The sequence below is a fragment of the Nocardiopsis sp. L17-MgMaSL7 genome (assembly GCF_003182025.1).
Taxonomy (GTDB): Bacteria; Actinomycetota; Actinomycetes; order Streptosporangiales; family Streptosporangiaceae; genus Nocardiopsis; species Nocardiopsis prasina.
Genome location: NZ_QGTF01000021.1, coordinates 1 through 21,499, shown reverse-complemented (window position 1 = coordinate 21,499; position 21,499 = coordinate 1). Strand labels below are relative to the sequence as shown.

General features: G+C 69.9%; 20 protein-coding genes. 8 read left to right on the top strand and 12 right to left on the bottom strand.

What is annotated here, in order from left to right:
* The first annotated feature begins 67 nt into the window (after positions 1 to 67).
* The 3 genes from BDW27_RS25155 (at position 68) to BDW27_RS25145 (ending at position 3,031) form a co-directional block, all read left to right on the top strand.
* On the top strand, positions 68 to 526 hold the full coding sequence (locus BDW27_RS25155; protein WP_017542239.1) for a polysaccharide biosynthesis protein: 459 nt from the start codon (positions 68 to 70) through the stop codon (positions 524 to 526).
* On the top strand, positions 523 to 2,055 hold the full coding sequence (locus BDW27_RS25150) for a glycosyltransferase (RefSeq protein WP_110052077.1): 1,533 nt from the start codon (positions 523 to 525) through the stop codon (positions 2,053 to 2,055). The genes BDW27_RS25155 and BDW27_RS25150 overlap by 4 nt, the downstream gene beginning before the upstream one ends.
* A 391-nt stretch (positions 2,056 to 2,446) precedes the next feature.
* A complete protein-coding gene (locus BDW27_RS25145) occupies positions 2,447 to 3,031 on the top strand; it encodes a GNAT family N-acetyltransferase (RefSeq protein ID WP_026128848.1) in 585 nt (194 codons plus the stop codon).
* Between the two features lie 51 nt (positions 3,032 to 3,082).
* Here BDW27_RS25145 and BDW27_RS25140 read toward each other — a convergent pair whose 3' ends face one another.
* The 11 genes from BDW27_RS25140 to glmU form a co-directional block, all read right to left on the bottom strand.
* Positions 3,083 to 4,207, bottom strand: coding sequence for a glycoside hydrolase family 26 protein (locus BDW27_RS25140; RefSeq protein ID WP_110052117.1), 1,125 nt, complete (start codon positions 4,205 to 4,207; stop codon positions 3,083 to 3,085).
* A gap of 104 nt (positions 4,208 to 4,311) precedes the next feature.
* The gene (locus tag BDW27_RS25135) at positions 4,312 to 5,205 is read right to left on the bottom strand and encodes a sulfotransferase (RefSeq protein ID WP_040692672.1); all 894 of its coding nucleotides are present in this window, start codon (positions 5,203 to 5,205) and stop codon (positions 4,312 to 4,314) included.
* Positions 5,206 to 5,409: 204 nt separating this feature from the next.
* A complete protein-coding gene (locus BDW27_RS25130; protein ID WP_110052075.1) occupies positions 5,410 to 6,567 on the bottom strand; it encodes a S8 family peptidase in 1,158 nt (385 codons plus the stop codon).
* A 462-nt stretch (positions 6,568 to 7,029) separates the two neighbouring features.
* Complete coding sequence (gene cysN / locus BDW27_RS25125) at positions 7,030 to 8,298, bottom strand: sulfate adenylyltransferase subunit CysN (RefSeq protein WP_017542245.1); 1,269 nt, start codon at positions 8,296 to 8,298, stop codon at positions 7,030 to 7,032.
* 176 nt (positions 8,299 to 8,474) lie between these two features.
* Positions 8,475 to 9,407, bottom strand: coding sequence for a sulfate adenylyltransferase subunit CysD (gene cysD / locus BDW27_RS25120; RefSeq protein WP_049571888.1), 933 nt, complete (start codon positions 9,405 to 9,407; stop codon positions 8,475 to 8,477).
* Positions 9,408 to 9,467: 60 nt separating this feature from the next.
* Entirely contained in the window at positions 9,468 to 10,259 is a 792-nt protein-coding gene (locus BDW27_RS25115) for a 3'(2'),5'-bisphosphate nucleotidase CysQ (protein ID WP_110052073.1), read from the bottom strand.
* 3 nt (positions 10,260 to 10,262) lie between these two features.
* Positions 10,263 to 11,786, bottom strand: a complete 1,524-nt coding sequence (locus BDW27_RS25110; RefSeq protein WP_110052071.1) for a sugar transferase — start codon at positions 11,784 to 11,786, stop codon at positions 10,263 to 10,265.
* Between the two features lie 592 nt (positions 11,787 to 12,378).
* Positions 12,379 to 13,014, bottom strand: coding sequence for an aminoacyl-tRNA hydrolase (gene pth / locus BDW27_RS25105; RefSeq protein WP_110052116.1), 636 nt, complete (start codon positions 13,012 to 13,014; stop codon positions 12,379 to 12,381).
* 105 nt (positions 13,015 to 13,119) lie between these two features.
* Positions 13,120 to 13,719, bottom strand: coding sequence for a 50S ribosomal protein L25/general stress protein Ctc (locus tag BDW27_RS25100; protein WP_017542251.1), 600 nt, complete (start codon positions 13,717 to 13,719; stop codon positions 13,120 to 13,122).
* Positions 13,720 to 14,134: 415 nt separating this feature from the next.
* The gene (locus BDW27_RS25095) at positions 14,135 to 15,103 is read right to left on the bottom strand and encodes a ribose-phosphate diphosphokinase (RefSeq protein ID WP_017542252.1); all 969 of its coding nucleotides are present in this window, start codon (positions 15,101 to 15,103) and stop codon (positions 14,135 to 14,137) included.
* 17 nt (positions 15,104 to 15,120) lie between these two features.
* The gene (gene glmU, locus BDW27_RS25090; protein ID WP_110052069.1) at positions 15,121 to 16,587 is read right to left on the bottom strand and encodes a bifunctional UDP-N-acetylglucosamine diphosphorylase/glucosamine-1-phosphate N-acetyltransferase GlmU; all 1,467 of its coding nucleotides are present in this window, start codon (positions 16,585 to 16,587) and stop codon (positions 15,121 to 15,123) included.
* A gap of 552 nt (positions 16,588 to 17,139) precedes the next feature.
* On the opposite strand from glmU, the gene BDW27_RS25085 reads away from it, so the two are divergent.
* The 4 genes from BDW27_RS25085 to BDW27_RS25070 all read left to right on the top strand — a co-directional run bounded on the left by BDW27_RS25085 (position 17,140) and on the right by BDW27_RS25070 (position 20,362).
* Positions 17,140 to 18,129: a fatty acid desaturase gene (locus BDW27_RS25085; RefSeq protein WP_110052067.1), complete on the top strand. Its 990-nt coding sequence runs from the start codon at positions 17,140 to 17,142 to the stop codon at positions 18,127 to 18,129.
* Between the two features lie 14 nt (positions 18,130 to 18,143).
* The gene (locus BDW27_RS25080) at positions 18,144 to 18,794 is read left to right on the top strand and encodes a TetR/AcrR family transcriptional regulator (RefSeq protein ID WP_026128851.1); all 651 of its coding nucleotides are present in this window, start codon (positions 18,144 to 18,146) and stop codon (positions 18,792 to 18,794) included.
* A 111-nt stretch (positions 18,795 to 18,905) separates the two neighbouring features.
* Positions 18,906 to 19,415, top strand: coding sequence for a MarR family winged helix-turn-helix transcriptional regulator (locus BDW27_RS25075; RefSeq protein WP_017542256.1), 510 nt, complete (start codon positions 18,906 to 18,908; stop codon positions 19,413 to 19,415).
* Between the two features lie 59 nt (positions 19,416 to 19,474).
* Positions 19,475 to 20,362, top strand: a complete 888-nt coding sequence (locus BDW27_RS25070; RefSeq protein ID WP_370446551.1) for a GDSL-type esterase/lipase family protein — start codon at positions 19,475 to 19,477, stop codon at positions 20,360 to 20,362.
* Here the strand turns inward: BDW27_RS25070 and BDW27_RS25065 are convergent.
* Positions 20,359 to 20,850, bottom strand: a complete 492-nt coding sequence (locus BDW27_RS25065; RefSeq protein WP_110052065.1) for a glutathione peroxidase — start codon at positions 20,848 to 20,850, stop codon at positions 20,359 to 20,361. The genes BDW27_RS25070 and BDW27_RS25065 overlap by 4 nt on opposite strands.
* Positions 20,851 to 21,003: 153 nt before the next feature.
* On the opposite strand from BDW27_RS25065, the gene BDW27_RS25060 reads away from it, so the two are divergent.
* On the top strand, positions 21,004 to 21,408 hold the full coding sequence (locus BDW27_RS25060) for a TraR/DksA C4-type zinc finger protein (protein WP_110052064.1): 405 nt from the start codon (positions 21,004 to 21,006) through the stop codon (positions 21,406 to 21,408).
* Positions 21,409 to 21,499: the final 91 nt, after the last annotated feature.

Genomic DNA, 21,499 nt, shown 5'->3' with positions numbered 1-21,499 from the left:
GGTACGCCCGTCCACCGTGCCCACGACGCCCACACGCCAACACCCAGAGCAATGGACTGATTACCGAATGTCAGAACGACCGGTTCTCCTGGTGGCCTCAAGCGGCGGCCACCTCACCCAGTTGCGGTCCCTGCGTCCCTGGTGGCGTGGGCGGGAACGAGTCTGGGTCACCTTCCGCACTCCCGACGCCGAGACCTCGCTCACCGACGAGTCCGTGTACTGGGCGCACCACCCCACCACACGTGACGTCGGCAACCTGCTGCGCAACACCCTCCTGGCGCTCCGAGTGATGCGCGCGCGGCGCCCCGCCGCCGTGGTCAGCACCGGCGCCGGGGTCGCTCTTCCGTTCTTCGTCCTGGCCTGGCTGATGCGGGTCCCCACCGTCTATATCGAGGTGTACGACCGCATCGACACCCCCACACTCACCGCCCGGCTCTGCAAGCCGTTCACCCGGCTGTACCTCGCCCAGTGGGAGGAACAGCGCTCGTTCATGCCGACCGCCATCACCGTAGGACCGCTCCTGTGACCGAACAGACCACCCGACCCACCCAGAGCCCCGAGGGCAGCGACCACCCGGACGTGGTCGTCAGCCTCGGCACCGACCACCACTCCTTCGACCGCCTGGTGCGGTGGATCGACGACTACGCCCGCCGCAACCCCGACCTGTCCGTCCTGGTCCAGCACGGACACAGCCGGGCCCCGGAGAGGGCCTCAGGCACGCCGTTCCTGTCCGGAGAGGAGTTGTCCGAGGCGATGCGCTCGGCCTCCGTCGTCGTCACGCACGGCGGCCCCGGCACCATCACCCAGGCGCGGACCGCCGGGCACCTGCCCGTGGTGGTGGCCCGGGACCCCGAACTGGACGAGCACGTGGACGAGCACCAGTTGCTGTTCGTCCGCCGGGTCGAGGACGCGGGCCGGGTGCGCGCCTGCTCCACCGCCCAACAGCTGCACGCGTTCATCGACAAGGCGCTGGAGTCCCCCGAGGACTTCCGGGTCGACCCCGCGGCCGACGACGGCCCCGACCGCGCCGCCCGGCGCGCGGGCGAGCTCATCGACCTGCTCACCGACGAGGACCGGCCCGCCGACGAGGGGACGGACACGCGGCGGGGTACCGGTACCGGGGTGACGACCGAGGTGCCCGGCGACACCTGGCCCGCGGTGACCGTGGTCGTGCCCACCCGGGACCGGCCCGAACTGCTGCGCCGCACCCTGCGATCGATCGTCGAGCAGGACTACCCGGGCCGAATCACCACGATCGTGGTGTTCGACAACGACCAGCCGGACCCCTCGCTCACCCACAGCGAGGGGGACCGCCCGGTCCGCGTGGTGACCAACACGCTCACTCCGGGGCTGGCCGGGGCGCGCAACACCGGTGTGCTGGGCGCCGACACCGATCTCGTGGCCTTCTGCGACGACGACGACACCTGGATGTCCGACAAACTGCGCGCGCAGGTGCGGATCATGCGCGACGAGCCGGACACCGACATGGTGTGCTGCGGCATCCGGGTGGTCTACGACCGGGTCGAGTCCGAACGGACCCTGGACCGGACCAGCGTCACCTTCGCCGACCTGCTGCGCTCGCGCCTGACCGAACTGCACCCGTCCACGTTCCTGATCCGGCGCCGGGCCATGATCGACGGCTGCGGCACGGTGAGCGAGGAGATCCCCGGCAGCTACGCGGAGGACTACGAACTCCTGCTGCGGCTGGCCCGGCGGGCACCGATCCGCAACATCCCCGAGCCCGGCGTGCGGGTGCTGTGGCACCGCAAGTCGTTCTTCTCGGAGCGCTGGCAGACCATCTCCACGGCGTTGCGCTGGCTGCTGGAGCGCTATCCGGAGTTCGCCCTGGTGCCGCGCGGGTACGCGCGGATCGCGGGGCAGATCGCGTTCGCCGAGGCCGCGGCCAAACGGCGCGGACAGGCGCTGGTGTGGATCGGCCGGACCCTGCGCCACCGACCGGTCGAGGCCCGCGCCCTCCTGGCGTTCCTGGTGGTGTGCGGGGTCCCGCCCGCGTGGATCCTGCGGCTGCTCCACCTGCGCGGCAAGGGGGTCTGAGGCGTGGCCCCCGGGTCGTTCCCCCGCCTCCGTGTGGGGGGACGACCCGGGAGGGGCAGGCCCGGCGGAGGAAGCGGCGCCAGCGGCCCGACGGTCCCACCAGCACCAGCAGGTGCCGGAGTCCCGGGGGTGGCCCCCAGGGCGTGGCCACGGTGATGCCCACCTGCGAACCGGCCAGCAGCGACGACCGGGTGCGCTCTTGCGCGCCGCGTGCGCCGACGAGCTGGTGTGCGCGGCCCTCCGCTGACGGTGGTGGCAAGGCCCCCTGGTGTCCAGGCCGTGATCCGACACAGCCGATAACCTCTCCCACGTGCCCCGCACGGGGGCGGGGCACGCACACGACGACACGCTGGGGGACGCCATCTTCGAAGAGCACACGAACGGGGAGCACGTGATCAGGGAAGCCGACGTCGAGGACGTGGCCGGAGCCGCCGACACCCTCGCCGAGGCCTTCCGGGACTACCCCTTCACCCGACACACGATCTCCGCGGACGACCACCTCGCGCGGCTCCGCGAGTTCCAGCGGCTCTTCCTCGCCGAGGTGGGGCTTCCGCACGGCCGGGTGTGGGTGAGCGAGGACCTGGACGCCGTGGCCGTCTGGTCCACCCCGGACTCGGGCGGGGCCGAGGAGGTCATGGCCGAGATGCTGCCCACGCTGGTCAACCTCGCGGGTGACCGGGCCGACTCCTACGCCTCGGCGGAGGCGGCCATGGAGGTCCACCGGCCGAAGGAACCGGTCTGGTTCCTGGGCACGGTGGGGGTGCGGACCCGGGCGCGGGGCCGGGGGCTGGGCCGGGCCGTGCTCCGCGCCGGACTGCGCGAGGCGGACGCCGCGGGCGTGCCCGCCTTCCTGGAGACCTCGACGCCGGAGAACGTCCGACTGTACGAGTCACTGGGCTTCTCCGTCACCGCCGAGTACGACCTGCCCGACGGCGGCCCGCACACCTGGTCGATGTCCAGGCCCGTGGGTGGCTGAGCGCGTCGGGGCCGCCCCGGTGGTACCGGAGCGGCCCCGACCCGACCGGACTCAGTCGCGGGTCACCGCGTACTCCGCCAGGCGGCGGACACGGTCGGGCAGGTACACGTAGGGGTCCTTGCCCGCCTGCTCGAACCCGCGCCGGGCGTGCTCGTTGGCCAGGATCCGGAAGTCGCAGTCGTCTCCGACCTGGCTGTCCCAGAGCTTGACGGCGCGCACCCGCTCGTAGCGCCTGAGGACGTCCGGGACGTCCGTGTACCACTTCGTGGTCGCGCTGGGGCCGATGTCGGTGGTGCCCATCTCGCCGATCATGACCGGTTTCCCGGGGTCGATGCCGTGCTTGGGCCCCTCCTGCTGGATCCACTCGTAGGTGGGCGCCAGGGCGTCCTCGAAGGAGTCGACGTGGTCCCAGTTGTTCATCTTCTCGCAGCCGGTCATGTTGTACGCCTCCCAGCTGATCCAGTCGACGTAGTCGTTGCCGGGCCACAGGCCGGGGAGGCGCTCCAGGTTGCCGGGCCAGCCGGTCACGTTCCAGACCCAGATGACGTTGTCCGCGCCCTCCGACCGGTAGAGGTCGACGATGTGCCGCCAGGAGCTCACGAACTCCTCCGGTGTGCCCCGGTTGTTGTAGCGGGCCTTGCCGTCGGCCTCGTGGTCGAAGGTGACGAAGTAGGGCACGTCCAGTTCGGCGATGGACCGCGCCTGGGAGCGCAGCGAGGAGTCGTAGCGCCCGGCGATGATGTCGCGGTAGGCGAGGTTGGGGCGCCCTGGCTGGGTGAAGCCGCGGGCCTCGATGTTGGTGTGCACGAACCGGCCCTCGGCGATCATGCGCAGCTCGCGGTCACCGGGAACGTCGGGCTGGTCGATGCCGCGCCACGTGTAGACGATGTCCATCTTCCGGTCGGCCGCGGCCTCCAGCGCCTTCACGTCGTCTCCGTCGGGGCTGGCGCCCCACCAGACGCCGCAGGAGGGCTCGAGGATGTCCGAGACCGTGCAGTGGGTCTCCCGGGTGGAGGGCAGTCCGAGGAAGGACGCCGAGTTGGGGACCGGGCGGCTCTCCGGCGGCCGGTTCTCCGCCGGTTTCGCGGCGGCGGGGGGTTCGTCGCCCAGCCCCGCCAGCCCCAGCGCGAGCAGTGCCGCCCCCGCCGCCAAAACTCGAACCGGTCCGCCCACCATGGTCAACCGCCCCCCAGCCATCCCGATGACAACACAGAGTGTTCGCGTAATGACCATACGTTATCTTTTGTCGACGCAACACTCTGGGAACCAGGTAGCGGACATCAGTACCCATAGCGTCCGCGTGTGGGAGCGGTGACCGCCTCCACCAGACACCGGCGCCACGGGGCCAACCCCCGCCGCCATCCATGGTCGGCCCGAACCCCCACGGGGCCCGCCTGGAAGCGCATCGGGTTGCCGGAGACGGCGTGCCCCTCGGAGAGCTCCACCCCGCCCTCACCCAGCCGGAGCGGGGCGCCCGCGTGGCCCGCGAACGCGGCGACGCGCCCGAACTCGGCCTCGGGGTCGGCCACGAAGTCCTCGTAGCGCACCCTGAGCGTCGGGAGCCCCTGCCGGGCCAGCTCGTCCAGCGTGGAGTTCTGGGTCATCCACTGCACCGCCGACCGCCCCGCCGAGTACCGGGCCATCTCCGGTTCGGAGCTGTCCGGCGCCGCGTCCGGGCGGGCCACCCTCTTGCTCCAGGAGTGCGCGACCGCCCTGGGGTCGCGCACCACATGCAGGAGGCGCATCCTGGAGCCGTACCGCCAGCGCAGGCAGGCGGCCAGGGAGGCGTGCTTGCTGGCGTCCACGATCACCCGGGCGCCGCTGACCTCGGCGACGGCGGAGTAGAGCCGGTGGTAGAGCTCGGTGTAGCGCCCGCTCCGGGCCGCGAGGGCGCCCTCCCCCTCCGACCCCTGGAGGAGCCCCGGCAGGAACCGGGTCCGGTCGACACTGTCCTTGAGCCGCAGCACCGCATCCACGTCCAGGCGCTCCCAGCCACCGAACGCCCGCTTGCCCACGTCGCCCCAGAATCCGCAGTCGGCGAAGGGCAGCCCGCACCCGCAGCGCTCGTTCTCCACCAGCCCCCGGCGCCACAGGTGCACGATCTCACCGACGGAGCAGAACCCGGGCAGCTCACCAAGGAGGCGTTCGATCAGCGTGGACCCGGAACGGCCCATCCCGCCGACGAACACCAGACGATATCCATCCACACCCCCAGGCTATTACCTTTGGTCATGAACCTTGAACACATAGTGACGGACTGATTCCCGCGCACGGCAACGGCCCCGGGTCGGGAGGTGTGCTCCCGGCCCGGGGCCGCGGTGTCGCCAGTCAGTTCCGGTGGGTGTGGACGCGCGGGGTCTCCACAGTCCGGTGGGTTCCTACAGACCCTCGACGTTCAGCAGCAGGTTCACGGTGCTGCTGGGAACGCCACTGAGCTTGTCCGCACCGGCGTTCTCGACGAGCCAGTCCAGGATGACGCCCTGGTCGTCGTCGCCGAGGGAGCTCTTGTACAGAGCGGCGGCGCCGGCCACGTGCGGGCTGGCCATGGAGGTGCCGGAGTAGCTGTCCGTGCCGCCACCGGGGATGGTGGACTCGACGTCGACGCCGGGGGCGTAGATGTCGACGGACGGACCGTGGTTGGAGAAGGAGGCGGTGGCGTCGGACTCGTCGGAGGCACCGACGCTGACCACGCCCTCGGCGCCGCCCGGGGAGACGTTGCCCGCGTCCTGGCCCTCGTTGCCCGCGGCGACCGCAACGAACACGCCGGAGTCGGCCAGGGCGTTGACGGCGTCGTCGACGGCCTGCGAGGCCGGGCCGCCCAGGGACAGGTTGGCGACCGCGTTGGCGTCGGCGTTCTCGGCCACCCACTCGATGCCCGCGATGACGTCGTCGTAGGTGCCCGAACCGTCGTCGCCGAGGACCTTCACGCCGTAGAGCGAGGCGCCCGGCGCCACGCCGTAGCCGTCGGCGCCCACGGTGCCCGCGACGTGCGTGCCGTGGCCCTGACGGTCGCCGCCGTCGCCGCCGGTGGCGTCGAACCCGACCTCGGCGCGACCGCCGAAGTCCGGGTGGGAGTCGTCGATGCCGGTGTCGATGATGTAGACGGAGGTGCCGCTGCCGTCCGACTCCGTGGTGTAGGAGCCGTCCAGGGGCAGGTCCTCCTGGTCGATGCGGTCCAGGCCCCACGGGACCATGGTGGTGGCTTCGCCGACCTGCTCGATGTAGGCGACGCCGTCCTGGGCGCGCAGCTCCTCGACCTCGGCGGCGCTCAGCTCGGCCGAGTAGCCGTTGATGGTCTCCTCGTAGGTGTGGTTGACCTGGCTCTCCGAGATACCGAGGGAGGCCGGGGAGACGGAGCTCGTGGTGATGGTGTCCTCAAGGACCACGAACCAGTCGCCGCTGGAGGCGGACGAGTTCGTGTACACCGGCGCGAGGTCCGAGGCGCCGGCGGTGGCGCCGCTCAGCGCCAGGGGAATGGTGAGTGCACTGACCGCGACAGCGCTGAACGCGACCCTGCGAGTGGGGTGCTTCTTCACGCGTTTCTCCTTGTGGGGGTTTCCATAGTGGGAGCACGCGCCAGGCCATAACCGTCCGTATTGGATCGATTGCGACCCTGTACGCGATTCGCACACTTTAGGCAGACTTGACCCCGGATTGCCAGAGGCTGAGAGAATTTTTCTCAAAGATCACCCTCCGCACTCTTATCCGATAGGTCAGGATCACTCCGTTCGAGGTGACACTCTGGTTGGTTCTCACACCTGGACACGGCCCTAACGCCGGGTAACTTGGGCTCCTCCAGGCACACCATTGACCCTGACCCGATCGGCACCGAGGACCAGAAAAGGTCCTCCCAGGATTCACACTCGGAAATGTCCGCTTAAGAAACCGGCGTCCGAAGGTCCCGACTCGGACCCTCCAGGAGCACCACTCGGAACACGCGAAACGGGGCCGCCGAAAGGCGACCCCGTGAGGAATGTTTGGCTATTCAGCGGGTACGTCTAGTCAGCTTTGACGACCATTCCGGCGCCCACCGTGGTGTTGGTGGCCTCGTCGATGAGGATGAACCCGCCGGTCTGCCGGTTCTTGGCGTACTCGTCCACGAACAGGGGCTGGGTGGAGCGCAGCCGCACCCGCCCGATCTCGTTGAGCGACAGGTGGTCCGCACCCTCGTCGCGGTGCAGCGAGTTCACGTCCAGCCGGTACCGCAGGTCCTTGACCACCACCTTCGCGGTCCTGGTCGTGTGCTTGACGATGAGCTTGGAGCGCGGCGTGAGCTTGCGCGCGTCCGTCATCCAGCACACCATCGCCTCGATGTCCTGGGACACCGTGGGCGTGTTGTTGGGGCGGCAGATCATGTCGCCCCGGGAGATGTCGATCTCGTCCTCCAGCAGCAGGGTGACCGACATGGGCGAGAACGCCTCGGCCACCTCCCCGTCCGCCGTGCGGATCTTCGCGATCCGCGTGGACAGCCCGGAGGGCAGGTGGGTGACCTCGTCACCGGGCTTGAGGACGCCGCCCGCGAGCTGGCCCGCGTAGCCCCGGTAGTCGTGCAGTTCGGGGTCGTCCGAGCGGTGCGGCCGGATCACGTACTGCACGGGGAAGCGCGCGTCGATCAGGTTGCGGTCCGAGGCGATGTGCACGTTCTCCAGGTGGTGCAGCAGGGAACCGCCCGTGTACCAGGGCGTGTTCTCGGACTGGCTGACCACGTTGTCCCCGTGCAGCGCGGAGATCGGCACGAACGTGAGGTCGCGCGCGTCCAGCTTGGCCGCGAACTCGGAGAACTCGGACTTGATCTCCTCGAAGCGGTCCTGGGAGTAGTCGACCAGGTCCATCTTGTTCACCGCCAGCACCAGGTGCGGCACCTGGAGCAGGGTGGTGAGGAAGGCGTGGCGGCGGCTCTGCTCCTGGAGGCCCTTGCGGGCGTCCACCAGGATGATCGCGAGGTCGGCCGTGGAGGCGCCCGTGACCATGTTCCGGGTGTACTGGATGTGCCCGGGGGTGTCCGCGATGATGAAGGTGCGCTTGGGCGTGGCGAAGTAGCGGTACGCCACGTCGATGGTGATGCCCTGCTCGCGTTCGGCGCGAAGACCGTCCGTGAGCAGCGCCAGGTTGGTCTGTTCCTCGCCGCGCGCGGCGCTGGTGCGCTCCACGGCGTCGAGCTGGTCCTCGAAGATGGACTTGGAGTCGTACAGCAGGCGCCCGATCAGGGTGCTCTTGCCGTCGTCGACGGAGCCCGCCGTGGCGAACCGCAGGATGTCGTTGCTCATGGTGACTGGTCCTCTGCGCGAAGTGTGGGGCGGTCAACAACCGTGGGGACGGGAGGTGCGGAGGGGATCGCTGGCCTCGGCGAAGCGGAGGCCCTGGCGTTCGGATACCGGAGGGAGTCCCTCCGCGAAGGCGCCGAACACGGGCCCGAGCGAAGCGGAGGCCCAGGAGGACGTGGCTAGAAGTAGCCCTCGCGCTTGCGGTCCTCCATGGCGGCCTCGCTGGCCCGGTCGTCGGCGCGGGTCTGGCCGCGCTCGGTGATCCGGGTGGCGGCGATCTCCGCGATGATGTCGTCCAGCTCCACGGCCGAGGACTTGACCGCTCCGGTGCAGGTGAGGTCGCCGACGGTGCGGTAGCGCACGGTCTCGGTAAACGGGACCTCGGTCTCGTCCCGCTGGATGAGCGGCGAGTCCGCGAGCAGGATGCCGTCGCGCTCGAACACGCTCCGCTGGTGGGCGAAGTAGATCGAGGGCAGCTCCAGCTCCTCGCGCTGGATGTACCCCCACACGTCGAGCTCGGTCCAGTTGGAGATCGGGAAGACCCGGATGTGCTCGTCCCGGTTGATCCGGGTGTTGAACACGTTCCAGAGCTCGGGGCGCTGGTTCTTGGGGTCCCACTGGCCGAACTCGTCACGGAAGGAGAAGACCCGTTCCTTGGCCCGGGCCTTCTCCTCGTCACGGCGGGCGCCCCCGAAGGCGGCCGTGAAACCGTGCTCCTCGATGGCCTCCAGCAGCGCCGAGGTCTGGAGGCGGTTGCGGCTGGCCCAGCGGCCGGTGGGCTCGGTGACCTTGCCCGCGTCGATCTGCTCCTGGACCGAGGCCACCACCAGGCGGACCCCGGCCTGCGCGACGCGCCGGTCCCGGAACTCGATGACCTCTTCGAAGTTGTGCCCGGTGTCCACGTGCATCACCGGGAAGGGCACCGGGGCGGGCCAGAAGGCCTTCTCCGCCAGGCGCAGCATCACGATGGAGTCCTTGCCGCCGGAGAAGAGCAGCACGGGCCGCTCGAACTCCGCCGCCACCTCGCGCATGATGAAGATCGCCTCGGCTTCGAGGACGTCCAGCTGGGAGAGCTGGTAGCGCCCGAGCGCCTGCTGACTCGCCTGACCCATGGAATCCGCCTTAGAAATACCGACACCCAAGTCCGGTTCCGCGGCGGTGGGTGCTGCGGTTCAGCCCCCCGCGTGCGGACCGGCGCTGTCAAGGTCCGCGCCGTCGCGGATGCTTGCCAACAACATACCCGACAATTCCGATCGGCATACAAGGATATCGGGGAGTAGCGGGTCGGACACGTTGTAGCGCAGCTGCGAGCCGTCGATCCTGGACGTGTGCAGTCCGGCGGCGCGCGCGACGGCGACCGGCGCGGCGCTGTCCCACTCGTACTGGCCGCCCGCGTGCACGTAGATGTCGGCGATCCCGAGCAGCACGGCGCAGATCTTGGCCCCCGCCGATCCCATGGGGATCACTTCGGCGCCCATCTGGGTCGCCATGCGCTGGACGAACGCCGGAGGCCGGGTCCGGCTGGCGGTGATGCGCAGCCGCTGCCCCTCGGGGCGCTCCTCCGGCAGCCACGGCGGGTCGACCGTGGACAGGCAGCTGCCCTGGGCGGGCAGCGCGACCGCCCCGGCGACCAGGTCGCCGTTCTCCCAGAGCGCCACGTGCACCGCCCAGTCGGTACGGCCGGGCTCGGAGAACTCCCGGGTTCCGTCCAGCGGGTCGATGATCCACACCCGCCGGGACCTCAGCCGTGACTGCTCGTCCACGCCCTCCTCGGACAGAACCGCGTCGCTCGGCCGCAGCCGCCCGAGCGCGGAGAAGAGGAACTCGTGCGAGGTGCGGTCCCCCAGTGTGCGCAGGACCTCGGGCTCGTCGAATCCATGGCGGGCGCGCAGGCGCAGCAGCAGCTGTCCGGCCTCGCTCGCCAGGTCCCGGGCCACCTCATGATCGTTTCGGATGTTGTTCACCGGCTAGTATGCTCCCGCCCCACGGATCACCGCTGACCACGTCTTCCACAGGATCTGGATGTCCAATGTCAGCGACCAGTTTTCCACGTACCGCAGATCGAGTCGGACCGATTCCTCCCAGGAGAGGTCGGATCGGCCGCTGACCTGCCACAGACCCGTCATCCCCGGTTTGACCACCAACCGACGGCGGACGTCGTGCCCGTACTGGGCGACCTCCTCCGGCAGCGGGGGCCGCGGGCCGACGAGCGACATCTCTCCGCGCACCACGTTGACGAGCTGGGGTAGCTCGTCGAGCGAGTAGCGGCGCAGCCACGCCCCCACGGGCGTGACCCTGGGGTCCCGACGCATCTTGAACAGCACTCCGTCGTGCTCGTTCCGGGGCTGGAGAATCGCCTTGAGCGCGTCCGCCCCGACCACCATCGTACGGAACTTGTACACGGTGAACTCGGCGCCACCCCGGCCCACGCGCGTCTGCCGGAAGAAGGCGGGACCGCCGCCCTCCGACCGGATGAGGACGGTCAGAACGAGGAAGAGGGGCGAGAGCAGGAGGAGCGCCAGCGCGGCGGCGCAGCGGTCGAAGACCCCCTTGACCACGCGGCGCGCGCCCTCCAGCTCCGGGTGTTCCACGTGCAGCAGGGGCAGGCCCGCCACGGGTCGGATGGTGGTCCGGGGACCCGCGACCTCCATGAGCGCCGAGGCCACGTTGAGGTCGGTTCCGGTCTTCTCCAGTTCCCAAGCGAGTCGGCGCAGTTCCACGCCGTCCATCTCGGGGCAGGCCAGGACCGCGACGGTGTCCGCGCCGACCAGGGCGGCGGCGTCGGCCGCGTCCGTGAAGGAGCCCAGGACCGGGCAGCCCTCCACCTCGGTGACGTCCGACTCGTGCGCGGGCAGGCACACGCCCACCACGCGCATGCCGTGGTAGATCTCGTCGCGGAACCGCCTGATGAGGTCGCTCGCCGACACGCTGTAGCCGACGACCACGACCCCGCTCATACAGGCCCCGGAGCGTCGGCGCCGGTGCAGCGCCTTGCGGCGCGCGTAGCGCAGGCCGAGGGAGAGCAGGACGATCAGCGGCAGTGCGATCAGCACGTAGCCGCGGGCGAGGTCGAACTTGACGGCGTAGGCGCCGACCGCGACGGTCGCGGCCAGGATCGCGCCGGCGACCGCGACCCTGCGGTACTCCTCGGTGCCGACGCCCAGGAAGCGGCGTTCGTAGCCGCCGCCGATCCGGACGAAGACGATCCAGACCGGCGGCAGGACCAGGGAGAGCAGCAGATAGGGCGTGGTGGTCCCGGCCAGCAGGGCGTCATGGAACCGGACCAGGCTCCCGGCCAGGGTCGCCACTACGGCGGCGGTCAGGTCCAGGGCCACCAGGCCGAGGACGTAGGGGCGGAGCCAGGCGTCGGCCCGGGGTCCGGTGTTGACCGGAATCCGCCGGATACCCCGGACCGGCGTGCCGGGCCGCCGGGGATGCTCACGCCGTCGGACGGAGGGTTCTCCGTGGACGGTCCCACTGGTTGTCACCATGCATCCCCCAAGACCACGAACGACTTCGAATAATCACCATGGGTAACCACCCCCGCGCGCGTGGAACCCACGCGGAAGGCAGGGACGGGGAGTATCGCCGGGCACAGAACGCCTGTCGTCAACCCGAACAGTAACCAAAAGTAGTCGGAAAATCGCTGTCAGTGTCGGCCTGTTGGTAAAGAAGTCCCATTCCAACCGAGAATGTGTCTGTCCTGAGACCGTCGATGACCGTTTTGAGGGGACACAGCTGCACCAAAATATGTCCCGACCGATACTCGACGCGGCTCGCGGCCCCGGGGGTGCCGACTCAGGCGAGCGCGGGTCCGTCACGGCGGACAGCCTGAACACCCGCGCCGGGGATTCGGCCAGGGCGGGCGCCGAGTGGTTGACTTCGGACGCCGTGGAGGGCGCCGCGCACGTCGCACGCTGCGCGGGGGTGTTGCCCCCGGCAAGCCCCGCGCGCCCGCGCCCGAACCGCTGGAGGCGCTGTTCGGGCACGGGGCTCCGACCGGGGCCGCCCGCCTCACCACCAGCTCCGCGACCGGATCACCGAGCTCCTGGCGGCGTGCCTCGGGGCCCCGGCCGTCCGGGTTCAGGCGGCGGTGTGGAAGATGTTCTGCGCCCGGCCCAGACCGTCCTTGAGGATGGTGCGCACCGCGTCGGCGGCGCGCTCCACGTTGAGGTCCAGCTCGGGGGCCTCCGTGGAGGAGAAGTCCCGCAGCACGTACGCGGCCGGGTCCATGCGCCCGGGAGGACGGCCCACGCCGAAGCGGACCCGCAGGTAGTCCGGGCCGGACAGGGACGCGGTGGCCGACTTCAGGCCGTTGTGGCCGCCGGACCCGCCGCCCTTCTTGAGCTTGAGCGCCCCGAAGTCGATGTCCATCTCGTCGTGCACGACGATGATCCGCTCCATCGGGACCTTGTAGAACTTCGCCAGCCCCGCGATCGGCCCGCCGGACACGTTCATGAAGGTGCGCGGCTTGGCCAGAACCACCGGGGCGCCCTCGATCCGGGTCTCCACGACCTCGGCGTGCGCCTTGTGGACCTTCCAGCGCTCACCCTTCTCGGCGGCCATGGCGTCCACCACCATGAACCCGGCGTTGTGCCGGTTGCCCGCGTACTTCGGGCCCGGGTTGCCCAACCCGACCACCAGCCAGCGCTCCGCCTCGGCCATGTCCTCGCCGTCCCCGCTCTTCCGGATACCCAACCTGCTCAACACTCTCCACATGCCGACCGACACTATCGGCACCCGAACCGCGCCCCGCCGCACGCAGAGCGCGCGGCCCCCGGATCGGGGACCGCGCGCTCTGTGATGTGTGGTGCGGGACCGCGCCTACTCGGCGGCGGCCTCCTCGTTGGCCTCCGCGGCCTCGGTGCTGGTCTCCGGCTCCTCCTCCACGCGCGGCGCGGAGACGGTGAGCAGGATCGACTCGGGGTCGGTCACCAGGGTGACGCCCGAGGGCAGCTTCAGGTCGGCGGCGGTCGGGTTGGCGCCGACCTCCAGCCCGTCGATGTCGAACTCGACACCATCGGGGATGCGGGTGGCCTCGGCCTCCACGGTCACGGTGACGAGCTCCTGGTTGAGCACGCCGGGAGCCTTGACCTCACCGGTGAGGGAGACGTTGATCTCGACCTCGACCTTCTCACCCTTGGAGACGACCAGCAGGTCGACGTGCTCCAGGAAGCCCTTGATGGCGTCGCGCTGCACGCTCTTGGGGAGGGCAAGGTTGTCCTTGTCCAGGCCACCAAGGCGAATCAGGACGTTCGGGGTCTTCAGGGCGAGCATGAGCTCGTGGCCCGGCAGGTTCAGGTGGCGGGGCTCGGTGCCGTGGCCGTAGAGGACGGCCGGCACCTTACCCGCGCGGCGGGCGCGACGGGAGGCGCCCTTGCCGAATTCCGTGCGGGGCTCGGCAGCGATACGTACCTCGGACACGACAAAACTCCTCGGGTTCAACCCCGCAGCACGGGGCACACGACTCCAGTAGTACGAACGATTCCCGCCCTCGGCGGAGAATTGTGACGGGGTCACCCAACTTGCAGGGGACTCGACCGCCCTGGTTCCAGGCGTGCCCGGCGAGCCGTCACCGGACCCGTCCGGCCCGGGAACGCTCGTCGCGCACCCCTGCCCGCGTTGATTCCAGGAGGAGACACGAAGGAATCCACCCGGACACGGGGACACTCGGCCAAGTCTACTGTCTCTGGTGACGACTCCGTACATGGCCCACCTCGGGACCGGTTCCGGCCTCGGCCGGACGGCACCCGCGCCGGGCGCGGGTGCCCTCGCCCCAGGACCTGTCTTCTGGATCCGCGCTCGCCGCCACCGGCGAAAGCATCCAGAAAAACAGGCCCTAGTCGAACAGGCTCGTGACCGAGCCGTCGGTGAAGACCTCGTTGATCGCGCGGGCGACCAGCGGGGCGATCGAGAGCTGCGTGAGCTTCTCGAAGGAGCGCTCCTCCGGGACGGGGAGCGTGTTGGTGATGACCACCTCGGAGATGCGCGAGTTCTGGAGGCGCTCGGCGGCCGGGCCGGACAGCACACCGTGCGTGGCGGCGACCAGGACCTTCTTGGCGCCCTGCTCGAAGAGGGCCTCGGAGGCCTTCACGATGGTGCCGCCGGTGTCGATCATGTCGTCGACCAGGACGCACACGCGGCCCTTGACCTCACCGACGACCTCGTGGACCTTCACCTCGTTGGCGACGTCCGGGTCGCGGCGCTTGTGGATGATGGCCAGGGGCGCGCCCAGGCGGTCCGCCCAGCGGTCCGCGGTGCGCACGCGCCCGGCGTCGGGGGAGACGACCGTGATCTCCGAGTGGTCGACCTGGGTGGCGATGTGGTCGGCCAGGATCGGAAGCGCGAAGAGGTGGTCCACCGGGCCGTCGAAGAAGCCCTGGATCTGGTCGGTGTGCAGGTCCACCGCCATCATCCGGTCCGCCCCGGCGGTCCGGAACAGGTCGGTGACCAGGCGCGAGGAGATGGGCTCGCGGCCCCGGTGCTTCTTGTCCTGGCGGGCGTAGCCCAGGATCGGCGTGACCACGGTGATCCGCTTGGCGGACGCGCGCTTGAGCGCGTCCACCATGATCAGCTGCTCCATGATCGACTCGTTGACCGGGTCGGCGTGGCTCTGGATGACGAACGCGTCACTGCCGCGCACCGACTCCAGGTACCGCATGAAGATCTCGCCGTTGGCGAAGGTGTCGAAGCGGGTGGGGACCACCTCTATCCCCAGCTCCTTCGCCACCTCCTCGGCCAGAGCCGGGTGCGTACGCCCCGAGAACAGCATCAGTTGTTTCTGGCCGGTGGCCTTCATGCCGGTCACGTGTTTCTCCCCCACAGTCACTGCTTGTTCGCGGCGTCGGCTCTGTGCCGTTCCGCCTGCTCCGCCGCCTCGGCGGGCGGAGTTCCCGGACGCTTGCGCCGCGTCCAGCCCTCGACGTTACGCTGCCGGTGTCCTTCGGAGATCGCCAGGGCACCGGGCGGGACATCGTCACGGACCACGGTCCCCGCCCCGGAGTAGGCTCCGTCGCCCACCGTCACGGGAGCGACGATGGTGTTGTCGCTGCCGATGCGGACGTGGTCGCCGATCGTGCTCCGGGACTTGTTGACCCCGTCGTAGTTGACGAACACGGAGGAGCAGCCGATGTTGCTGCCCACCCCGATGTCCGCGTCACCGACGTAGGTCAGGTGCGGGATCTTGGAACCGGTGCCGACGTTCGAGTTCTTGACCTCGACGAAGGCTCCGGCCTTGGTCCGCTCGGCCAGGCGGGTGCCCGGCCGCAGGTAGGTGTAGGGGCCGACGCTGGCCCCGGGGCCGATCTCCGCCCCGTCCGCGGTGGTCTCGCGGACCTTCGCGCCGTCGCTGACCACGGTGTCGCGGAGGTCGGCGCCGGGGCCGACCTCCGCGTCCTCGCCGATCCGCGTGGTGCCGTAGAGGCGGCTGTTGGGGTGGACCACGGTGTCCGCGCCGATGCTGACCTGGGCGTCCACCCAGGTCGTGGCGGGGTCGACGATGGTCACTCCCGAGAGCATGTGCTCCGTCAGGAGGCGGTCGTTGAGGACGCGGCGGGCCTCGGAGAGCTGGACCCGGTTGTTGACGCCCTGGACCTCGTTCCAGTCCTCGGCGCTCCAGGCGTCCACCGGGTGGCCGTCACCGCGGAGCAGGCCCACGGCGTCGGTGATGTACTCCTCGCCCTTGGCGTTGTCCGTGGACAGGCGCTTGACGACCTGGCTCAGGAGGGCGCCGTCGAAGGCGTACATCCCGGAGTTGATCTCGTCCACGAGGTGCTGCTCGGGCGTGGCGTCGGCGTGTTCGACGATCTCCGTGAAGGCGCCGTCGGCGTCGCGCACGATGCGTCCGTAGCCGTGGGGGTCGGGGACGCGGGCGGACAGCACGGTGACCGCGTTGCCCTCCTTCTCGTGCGCCGTGACCAGCGAGGCGAGCGTCTCACCGCGCAGCAGGGGGGTGTCACCGCAGGTGAGGACGACGGTTCCGGAGAGCTCGACGCCCTTCGCGGCCAGGTCCTCGACAGCCATGCGCACGGCGTGGCCGGTGCCGTTCTGTTCCTCCTGCACCGCCGTGGTGGCCTCGGGGGCGACCTCGGCCAGGTGGGCTCTCACCTGGTCACGGGCGTGGCCCACGACCACGACCGTGTTGCCGGGTTCGAGTTCTCGGGACGCGTGGAGCACGTGGCCGAGCATGCTGCGGCCGTTGAGTTCGTGAAGCACCTTGGGAAGCTTCGACTTCATTCGGGTGCCCTCACCCGCCGCGAGGATGATCACGGCAGCCGGACGGTTCACGCTCACTGGAGGAGACCCCTCGTGATAGCTGGCATATGAACGTCGGCTCACCCTTCGGCGGCGCGACCCGCATGCCGCGCGGGCGGCCGTCGGATGACCAGCGGCCGACATGGGAAGGATACATGTGTGTCACCGGCACACATCAGGCACATGAGGGCGCGACGCGCGCGGCGCCCGGCGGACGCCCGCAGGAGCGGGCCGGCCGGACGCCGGTGTGAGTTGTACCGCCGTCCCTCCCGTGGGGCGCACGGGGTGCGTCCCGCCCCCTCGACGGGGACGGTCGCGTGACGGCGGGGGTTGCTCCCGGACCAGGGCTCGAACCTGGACGATGGGGACCAAAACCCCAGATGCTGCCGATTACATCATCCGGGAACGCTCCGGACCGTGGTCCGGACGCTCGACACCAACATAGCGCCTCCCCCCGGGGGCTTGCCAAACCTACGGGGTCGTAGGTTACGGTTACGTAGGAATAGGTTGGGCCGTCCCGACGGGTGCACCGCACCCGTGACGCCGTCCCGACCGGTGACGACGTTCTCCGTGACGAGGTGTGCAAGACCCATGACCGCTGCCCCCGAGGTGCCGACCGAAGGCACCGAGAAGCCCTCCGGGACCGCCGCCGACGCGCCCAAGCGTGAGGCGATCCCCGAGTACGAGCCCGAACTACGGGGCAAGGCCGAGCGCTACACCGTCTTCGCCTTCGTGTTCGTGCCCCTGATCGCCCTCCTCGCCGCGGTGCCGTTCTTCTGGGGCTGGGGCCTGTCGCTGACCGACATCGCGATCGCCACGGTGTTCTACGTGATCAGCGGCCTGGGCATCACCGTTGGCTTCCACCGCCACTTCACCCACGGTTCCTTCAAGGCCAACCGCCCGCTGCGGATCGCGCTGGCGATCGCGGGCTCCATGGCCATCGAGGGCAGCGTCATCAAGTGGGTGGCCGACCACCGCCGCCACCACAAGTACGCGGACGCCGAGGGCGACCCGCACTCGCCGTGGCGCTTCGGCGACGACTGGAAGTCCGTGGCCAAGGGCATGTACTACGCCCACATGGCGTGGATGTACCTGGACGAGAAGAAGACCTCGCCGCGCCGCTTCACCCCGGACCTGCTCAAGGACAAGGACGTCGTCCTCGTCGACAAGCTGTTCCTGCCGATCGTGCTGTTCTCGCTCTTCGCCCCCGCCGCCATCGGCGGCCTGGTCACCATGTCCCTGTGGGGCGCGGTCACCGCGTTCTTCTGGGCGAGCCTCGTCCGCGTCGCTCTGCTGCACCACGTGACCTGGTCGATCAACTCCATCTGCCACACCATCGGCGAGGAGAACTTCGAGGTCCGCGACCGCTCCCGCAATGTGTGGTGGCTGGCCATCCCGTCCTTCGGTGAGTCCTGGCACAACCTGCACCACGCCGACCCGACCTGCGCCCGCCACGGCGTGCTCAAGGGCCAGATCGACATCTCCGCCAGGGTCATCTGGGCCTTCGAGAAGTTCGGCTGGGCCACCAAGGTCCGCTGGCCCAACAACGAACGGCTCGCTGCGAAGCGGGTCAAGGTCTAGGATCGACAACCATCATGGGAGCAGCCGACAGCGAGCAGGGAACCCGAGTGCGCCGCAAGCGCATGACGGGCAAGGAGCGTCGGCAACAGCTGTTGGGAATCGGCCGGGAGCTGTTCGCCGAACGAGGGTTCGACGCGACCTCCGTTGAGGAGATCGCCGCGCGGGCCGGAGTATCGAAGCCCGTCGTCTACGAGCACTTCGGTGGCAAGGAGGGCATCTACGCCGTCGTCGTGGACCGGGAGATGCGCACGCTCCTGGACATGATGGGCGAGGCTCTCACCGCCGACGACGCCCGAAGCAAGATCGAGAAGGCAGCCCTGGCCCTGCTGCGCTACGTCGAGGAGGACAGCGTGGGGTTCCGGGTGCTCACCCGTGACTCGCACGTGGCCTCCGGGACCGGCAGTTTCGCGAGCCTGCTCAACGACATCGCCAGCCAGGTCGAGCACATCATGGTGGACGAGTTCGCCGAACGCGGTTACGACCCGGCGCTCGCCCCGATGTACGCGCAGGCCCTGGTGGGCATGTGGGCACTGACCGGCCAGTGGTGGCTGGAGGTGCGCAGGCCCAAGCGCGAGGTGGTGGCGGCGCACCTGGTCAACCTGGCCTGGAACGGGCTCTCCGCGTTGGAGGCCAAGCCGAGGCTGGACACACGCAGGAAGCGCTGACCCTTCTGTGGCGCTGGCCACAGGAGGGGACGTCGCCCCTGGTCACCAGTGGGGCGGGTGGAATTCGTATACCCGCCCCACTATCTTGATGTCAAGAGATATGCTGGTGCCATGCGCGATGAGGTGGATGGGCTGATCGAGGCGTGGCGCTCCGAGCGGCCGGACGTGGACGTGACGCCCCTGGAGGTGTTCAGCCGGGTGTCCCGGCTCGCGCGCCACCTCGACCGCGCCCGCCGCACCGTCTTCACCGAACACGCCCTGGAGCCCTGGGAGTTCGACGTCCTCGCCGAACTCCGCCGCTCGGGCCCGCCCTACGAGCTCAGCCCCGGACGCCTGCTGCGCGCCACCCTGGTCACCTCCGGCACCATGACCAACCGCGTGGATCGCCTGGCCGCCGCCGAACTCGTGCGCCGCCGCCCCGACCCCGCAGACAAGCGCGGCGTGCTGGTCCGGCTGACCGCCAGGGGCGCCGAGCGGATCGACGCGGCCCTGGCCTCGCTCCTCAGCTACGAGGAGACCCTCCTGGCGCCGATGCCCGCCGCCGAGCGCGAACAGCTGGCATCGTTACTGAGAAGCCTTCTCGCGCCCCTCGACGGGATCCCGTCCGGCCCGCAAGGGTGACGGCCGTTCCGTCCGGGGGCCCGCGTCACTCCCGTACGGGGCCCTGGTTGGAGAGCACGTTGAGAATCCGCTGGACCGCCTTCCTCGCCGTGACCCTCGTCGTCGCGGGCTGCTCCGGCGGGGACACCGATGAACCCACCACGAGCCACTACCTGTCCCTGGGCGATTCACTGACCGTGGGCGTACAGCCCGACGAGCAGGGGCGGGGACGGGAGACCTCCGAGGGGTACACGGACGTCCTGTACCGCTCCCTGAAGGACGCCGACTCCACTCTCCGGCACGAGCGCATGGGGTGCGGCGGGGAGGACACCACGACCTTCGTCGGCGGCGGCATCCCCGGCTGCGACGACCGCTACGAGGCGGGGTCCCAGCTCGACCAGGCCGAGGAGTTCCTGCGGGAGAACGGTGACGCGGTCGACCTGGTCACCCTCACCATCGGCGGCAACAACTTCACCAACTGTGTGGAGGGCGTCCACGAGGAGGCGCTCGGCATCGACGGGATCGGTGTCGACGAGGCCTGCGTGGCGGACGGCCTGGAGCGCCTGGAGACCGAGGTGCCGGTGATCGCCGAGCGCCTGGTGGAGGCCGCGGACCCGGGCACGCGGATCGTCGGGATGACCTACTACAACCCGTTCCTGGCCCTCGCCCTCCTGGAGGAACCCGGGAACACGAGCCAGTCCGAGCGCACCGTGGAGATCCTCGACCGGGTGAACGCGTCGCTGACCGCCTCCTACGAGGCCGCCGGGATCGACGTGGCCGACGTGGACACCGTCTTCGACGGCTCGGACACCGAGGTGCCCGCCGACAGCACCACGGGCATGCCGGTCAACCTCCAGCGGATCTGCGACCTCACCTGGATGTGCGACGCCGCCCGGGGCCCGGACATCCACACCAACCTCGCCGGCGCCCAGGCGATCGCCGAGGTCTTCCGCGACCGCCTCCGCTAGCCGCCCTCGGGCAGGGAGCGTTCGATGAGCTCCACGATCTCGGGGGCGTCGGGAACGGTGGCGGGGCGGAACCGGTGCACGGTGCCGTCCGGCAGGACCAGGAACTTCTCGAAGTTCCACTTGACCCGCCCGGCGTGCCCCTCGGGGTCGGGGACCTCGGTGAGTTCGGCGTAGAGGGGGTGCTGGCCCCGGCCGTTGACCTTCACCTTGCTGGTCATCGGGAAGGTCACCCCCCAGGTCATCGAGCAGTACTCGGCGATCTTCTCCTCACCGCCGAACTCCTGGAGGAACTGGTTGCTGGGGAAGCCCAGCACGGTGAAGCCCCGGTCCTCGTAGCGCTTCTGGAGCTCCTCCAGCGCGCCGTACTGCGGGGTGAGTCCGCAGCGGGACGCCACGTTCACCACCAGGCGGACCTTCCCGGACCATTCACCGAAGGTGGTCTCGCGGCCGTCGATCATGGTCACCGGGATGTCGTCCAGGTCAGCCATGGTGCCTCCTCCTGAGTTCGGAACCGTACGCGCCCTGCGAGCAGCCTACGGGGTGCCCGCCGACGGGAATGCCCGGCGGGTGACCGCGTTCTACAGGAGGTCCGGTGGAAGCGTTCCGCGGCCACTCCGGGAAGCCGTGCGAGGGGAGGCGACATGGTTCCGTCCGAGCGTTCGGCGGGCTCACGGCCCGGGGCCGGGGAGCCCCTCCGAGGCCGGGTCGCCGAGATCCGTGGGCTGCTGACCGCCGACCGCGAGCGCACGTCCGCGTTGATCCTCTCCCTGACCCGGAGCTTCGACTCGATCGTCGAGGCGACCCAGGACACGGCGACGGACGACGAGCACGACCCCGAAGGGTCGACGATCGCGTTCGAGCGCTCGCACACGAGCGCCGCGCTCGCCGCGGCCGAGCGTCACCTGGCCGACGTGGACGCGGCCCTGGAGAGGATCGCCCAGGGACGCTACGGCCGCTGTGAGCGCTGCGGTGAGCCCGTCTCCCCCGAGCGGTTGCTGGCCCGGCCCGTGGCCCGCACCTGCATCGCCTGCGCGACGAGGGCCTAGATCGTTGATGGGAAATTTCTGAACCTGCTGCGGGCATGACGAAGGGCGTCGAGGATCAGTGTGTGACCAAAGACCTTGACGCCCTTCTGAC

Bases quoted from the DNA above. Each gene is read 5' to 3' on its own strand.
- BDW27_RS25155 (WP_017542239.1), top strand. From the start codon at position 68: ATGTCAGAACGACCGGTTCTCCTGGTGGCCTCAAGCGGCGGCCACCTC.
- BDW27_RS25140 (WP_110052117.1), bottom strand. From the start codon at position 4,207: ATGGTGGGCGGACCGGTTCGAGTTTTGGCGGCGGGGGCGGCACTGCTC.
- BDW27_RS25135 (WP_040692672.1), bottom strand. From the start codon at position 5,205: ATGGGCCGTTCCGGGTCCACGCTGATCGAACGCCTCCTTGGTGAGCTG.
- cysN (WP_017542245.1), bottom strand. From the start codon at position 8,298: ATGAGCAACGACATCCTGCGGTTCGCCACGGCGGGCTCCGTCGACGAC.
- cysD (WP_049571888.1), bottom strand. From the start codon at position 9,407: ATGGGTCAGGCGAGTCAGCAGGCGCTCGGGCGCTACCAGCTCTCCCAG.
- BDW27_RS25110 (WP_110052071.1), bottom strand. From the start codon at position 11,786: ATGGTGACAACCAGTGGGACCGTCCACGGAGAACCCTCCGTCCGACGG.
- pth (WP_110052116.1), bottom strand. From the start codon at position 13,014: ATGTGGAGAGTGTTGAGCAGGTTGGGTATCCGGAAGAGCGGGGACGGC.
- BDW27_RS25085 (WP_110052067.1), top strand. From the start codon at position 17,140: ATGACCGCTGCCCCCGAGGTGCCGACCGAAGGCACCGAGAAGCCCTCC.
- BDW27_RS25080 (WP_026128851.1), top strand. From the start codon at position 18,144: ATGGGAGCAGCCGACAGCGAGCAGGGAACCCGAGTGCGCCGCAAGCGC.
- BDW27_RS25075 (WP_017542256.1), top strand. From the start codon at position 18,906: ATGCGCGATGAGGTGGATGGGCTGATCGAGGCGTGGCGCTCCGAGCGG.
- BDW27_RS25065 (WP_110052065.1), bottom strand. From the start codon at position 20,850: ATGGCTGACCTGGACGACATCCCGGTGACCATGATCGACGGCCGCGAG.
- BDW27_RS25060 (WP_110052064.1), top strand. From the start codon at position 21,004: ATGGTTCCGTCCGAGCGTTCGGCGGGCTCACGGCCCGGGGCCGGGGAG.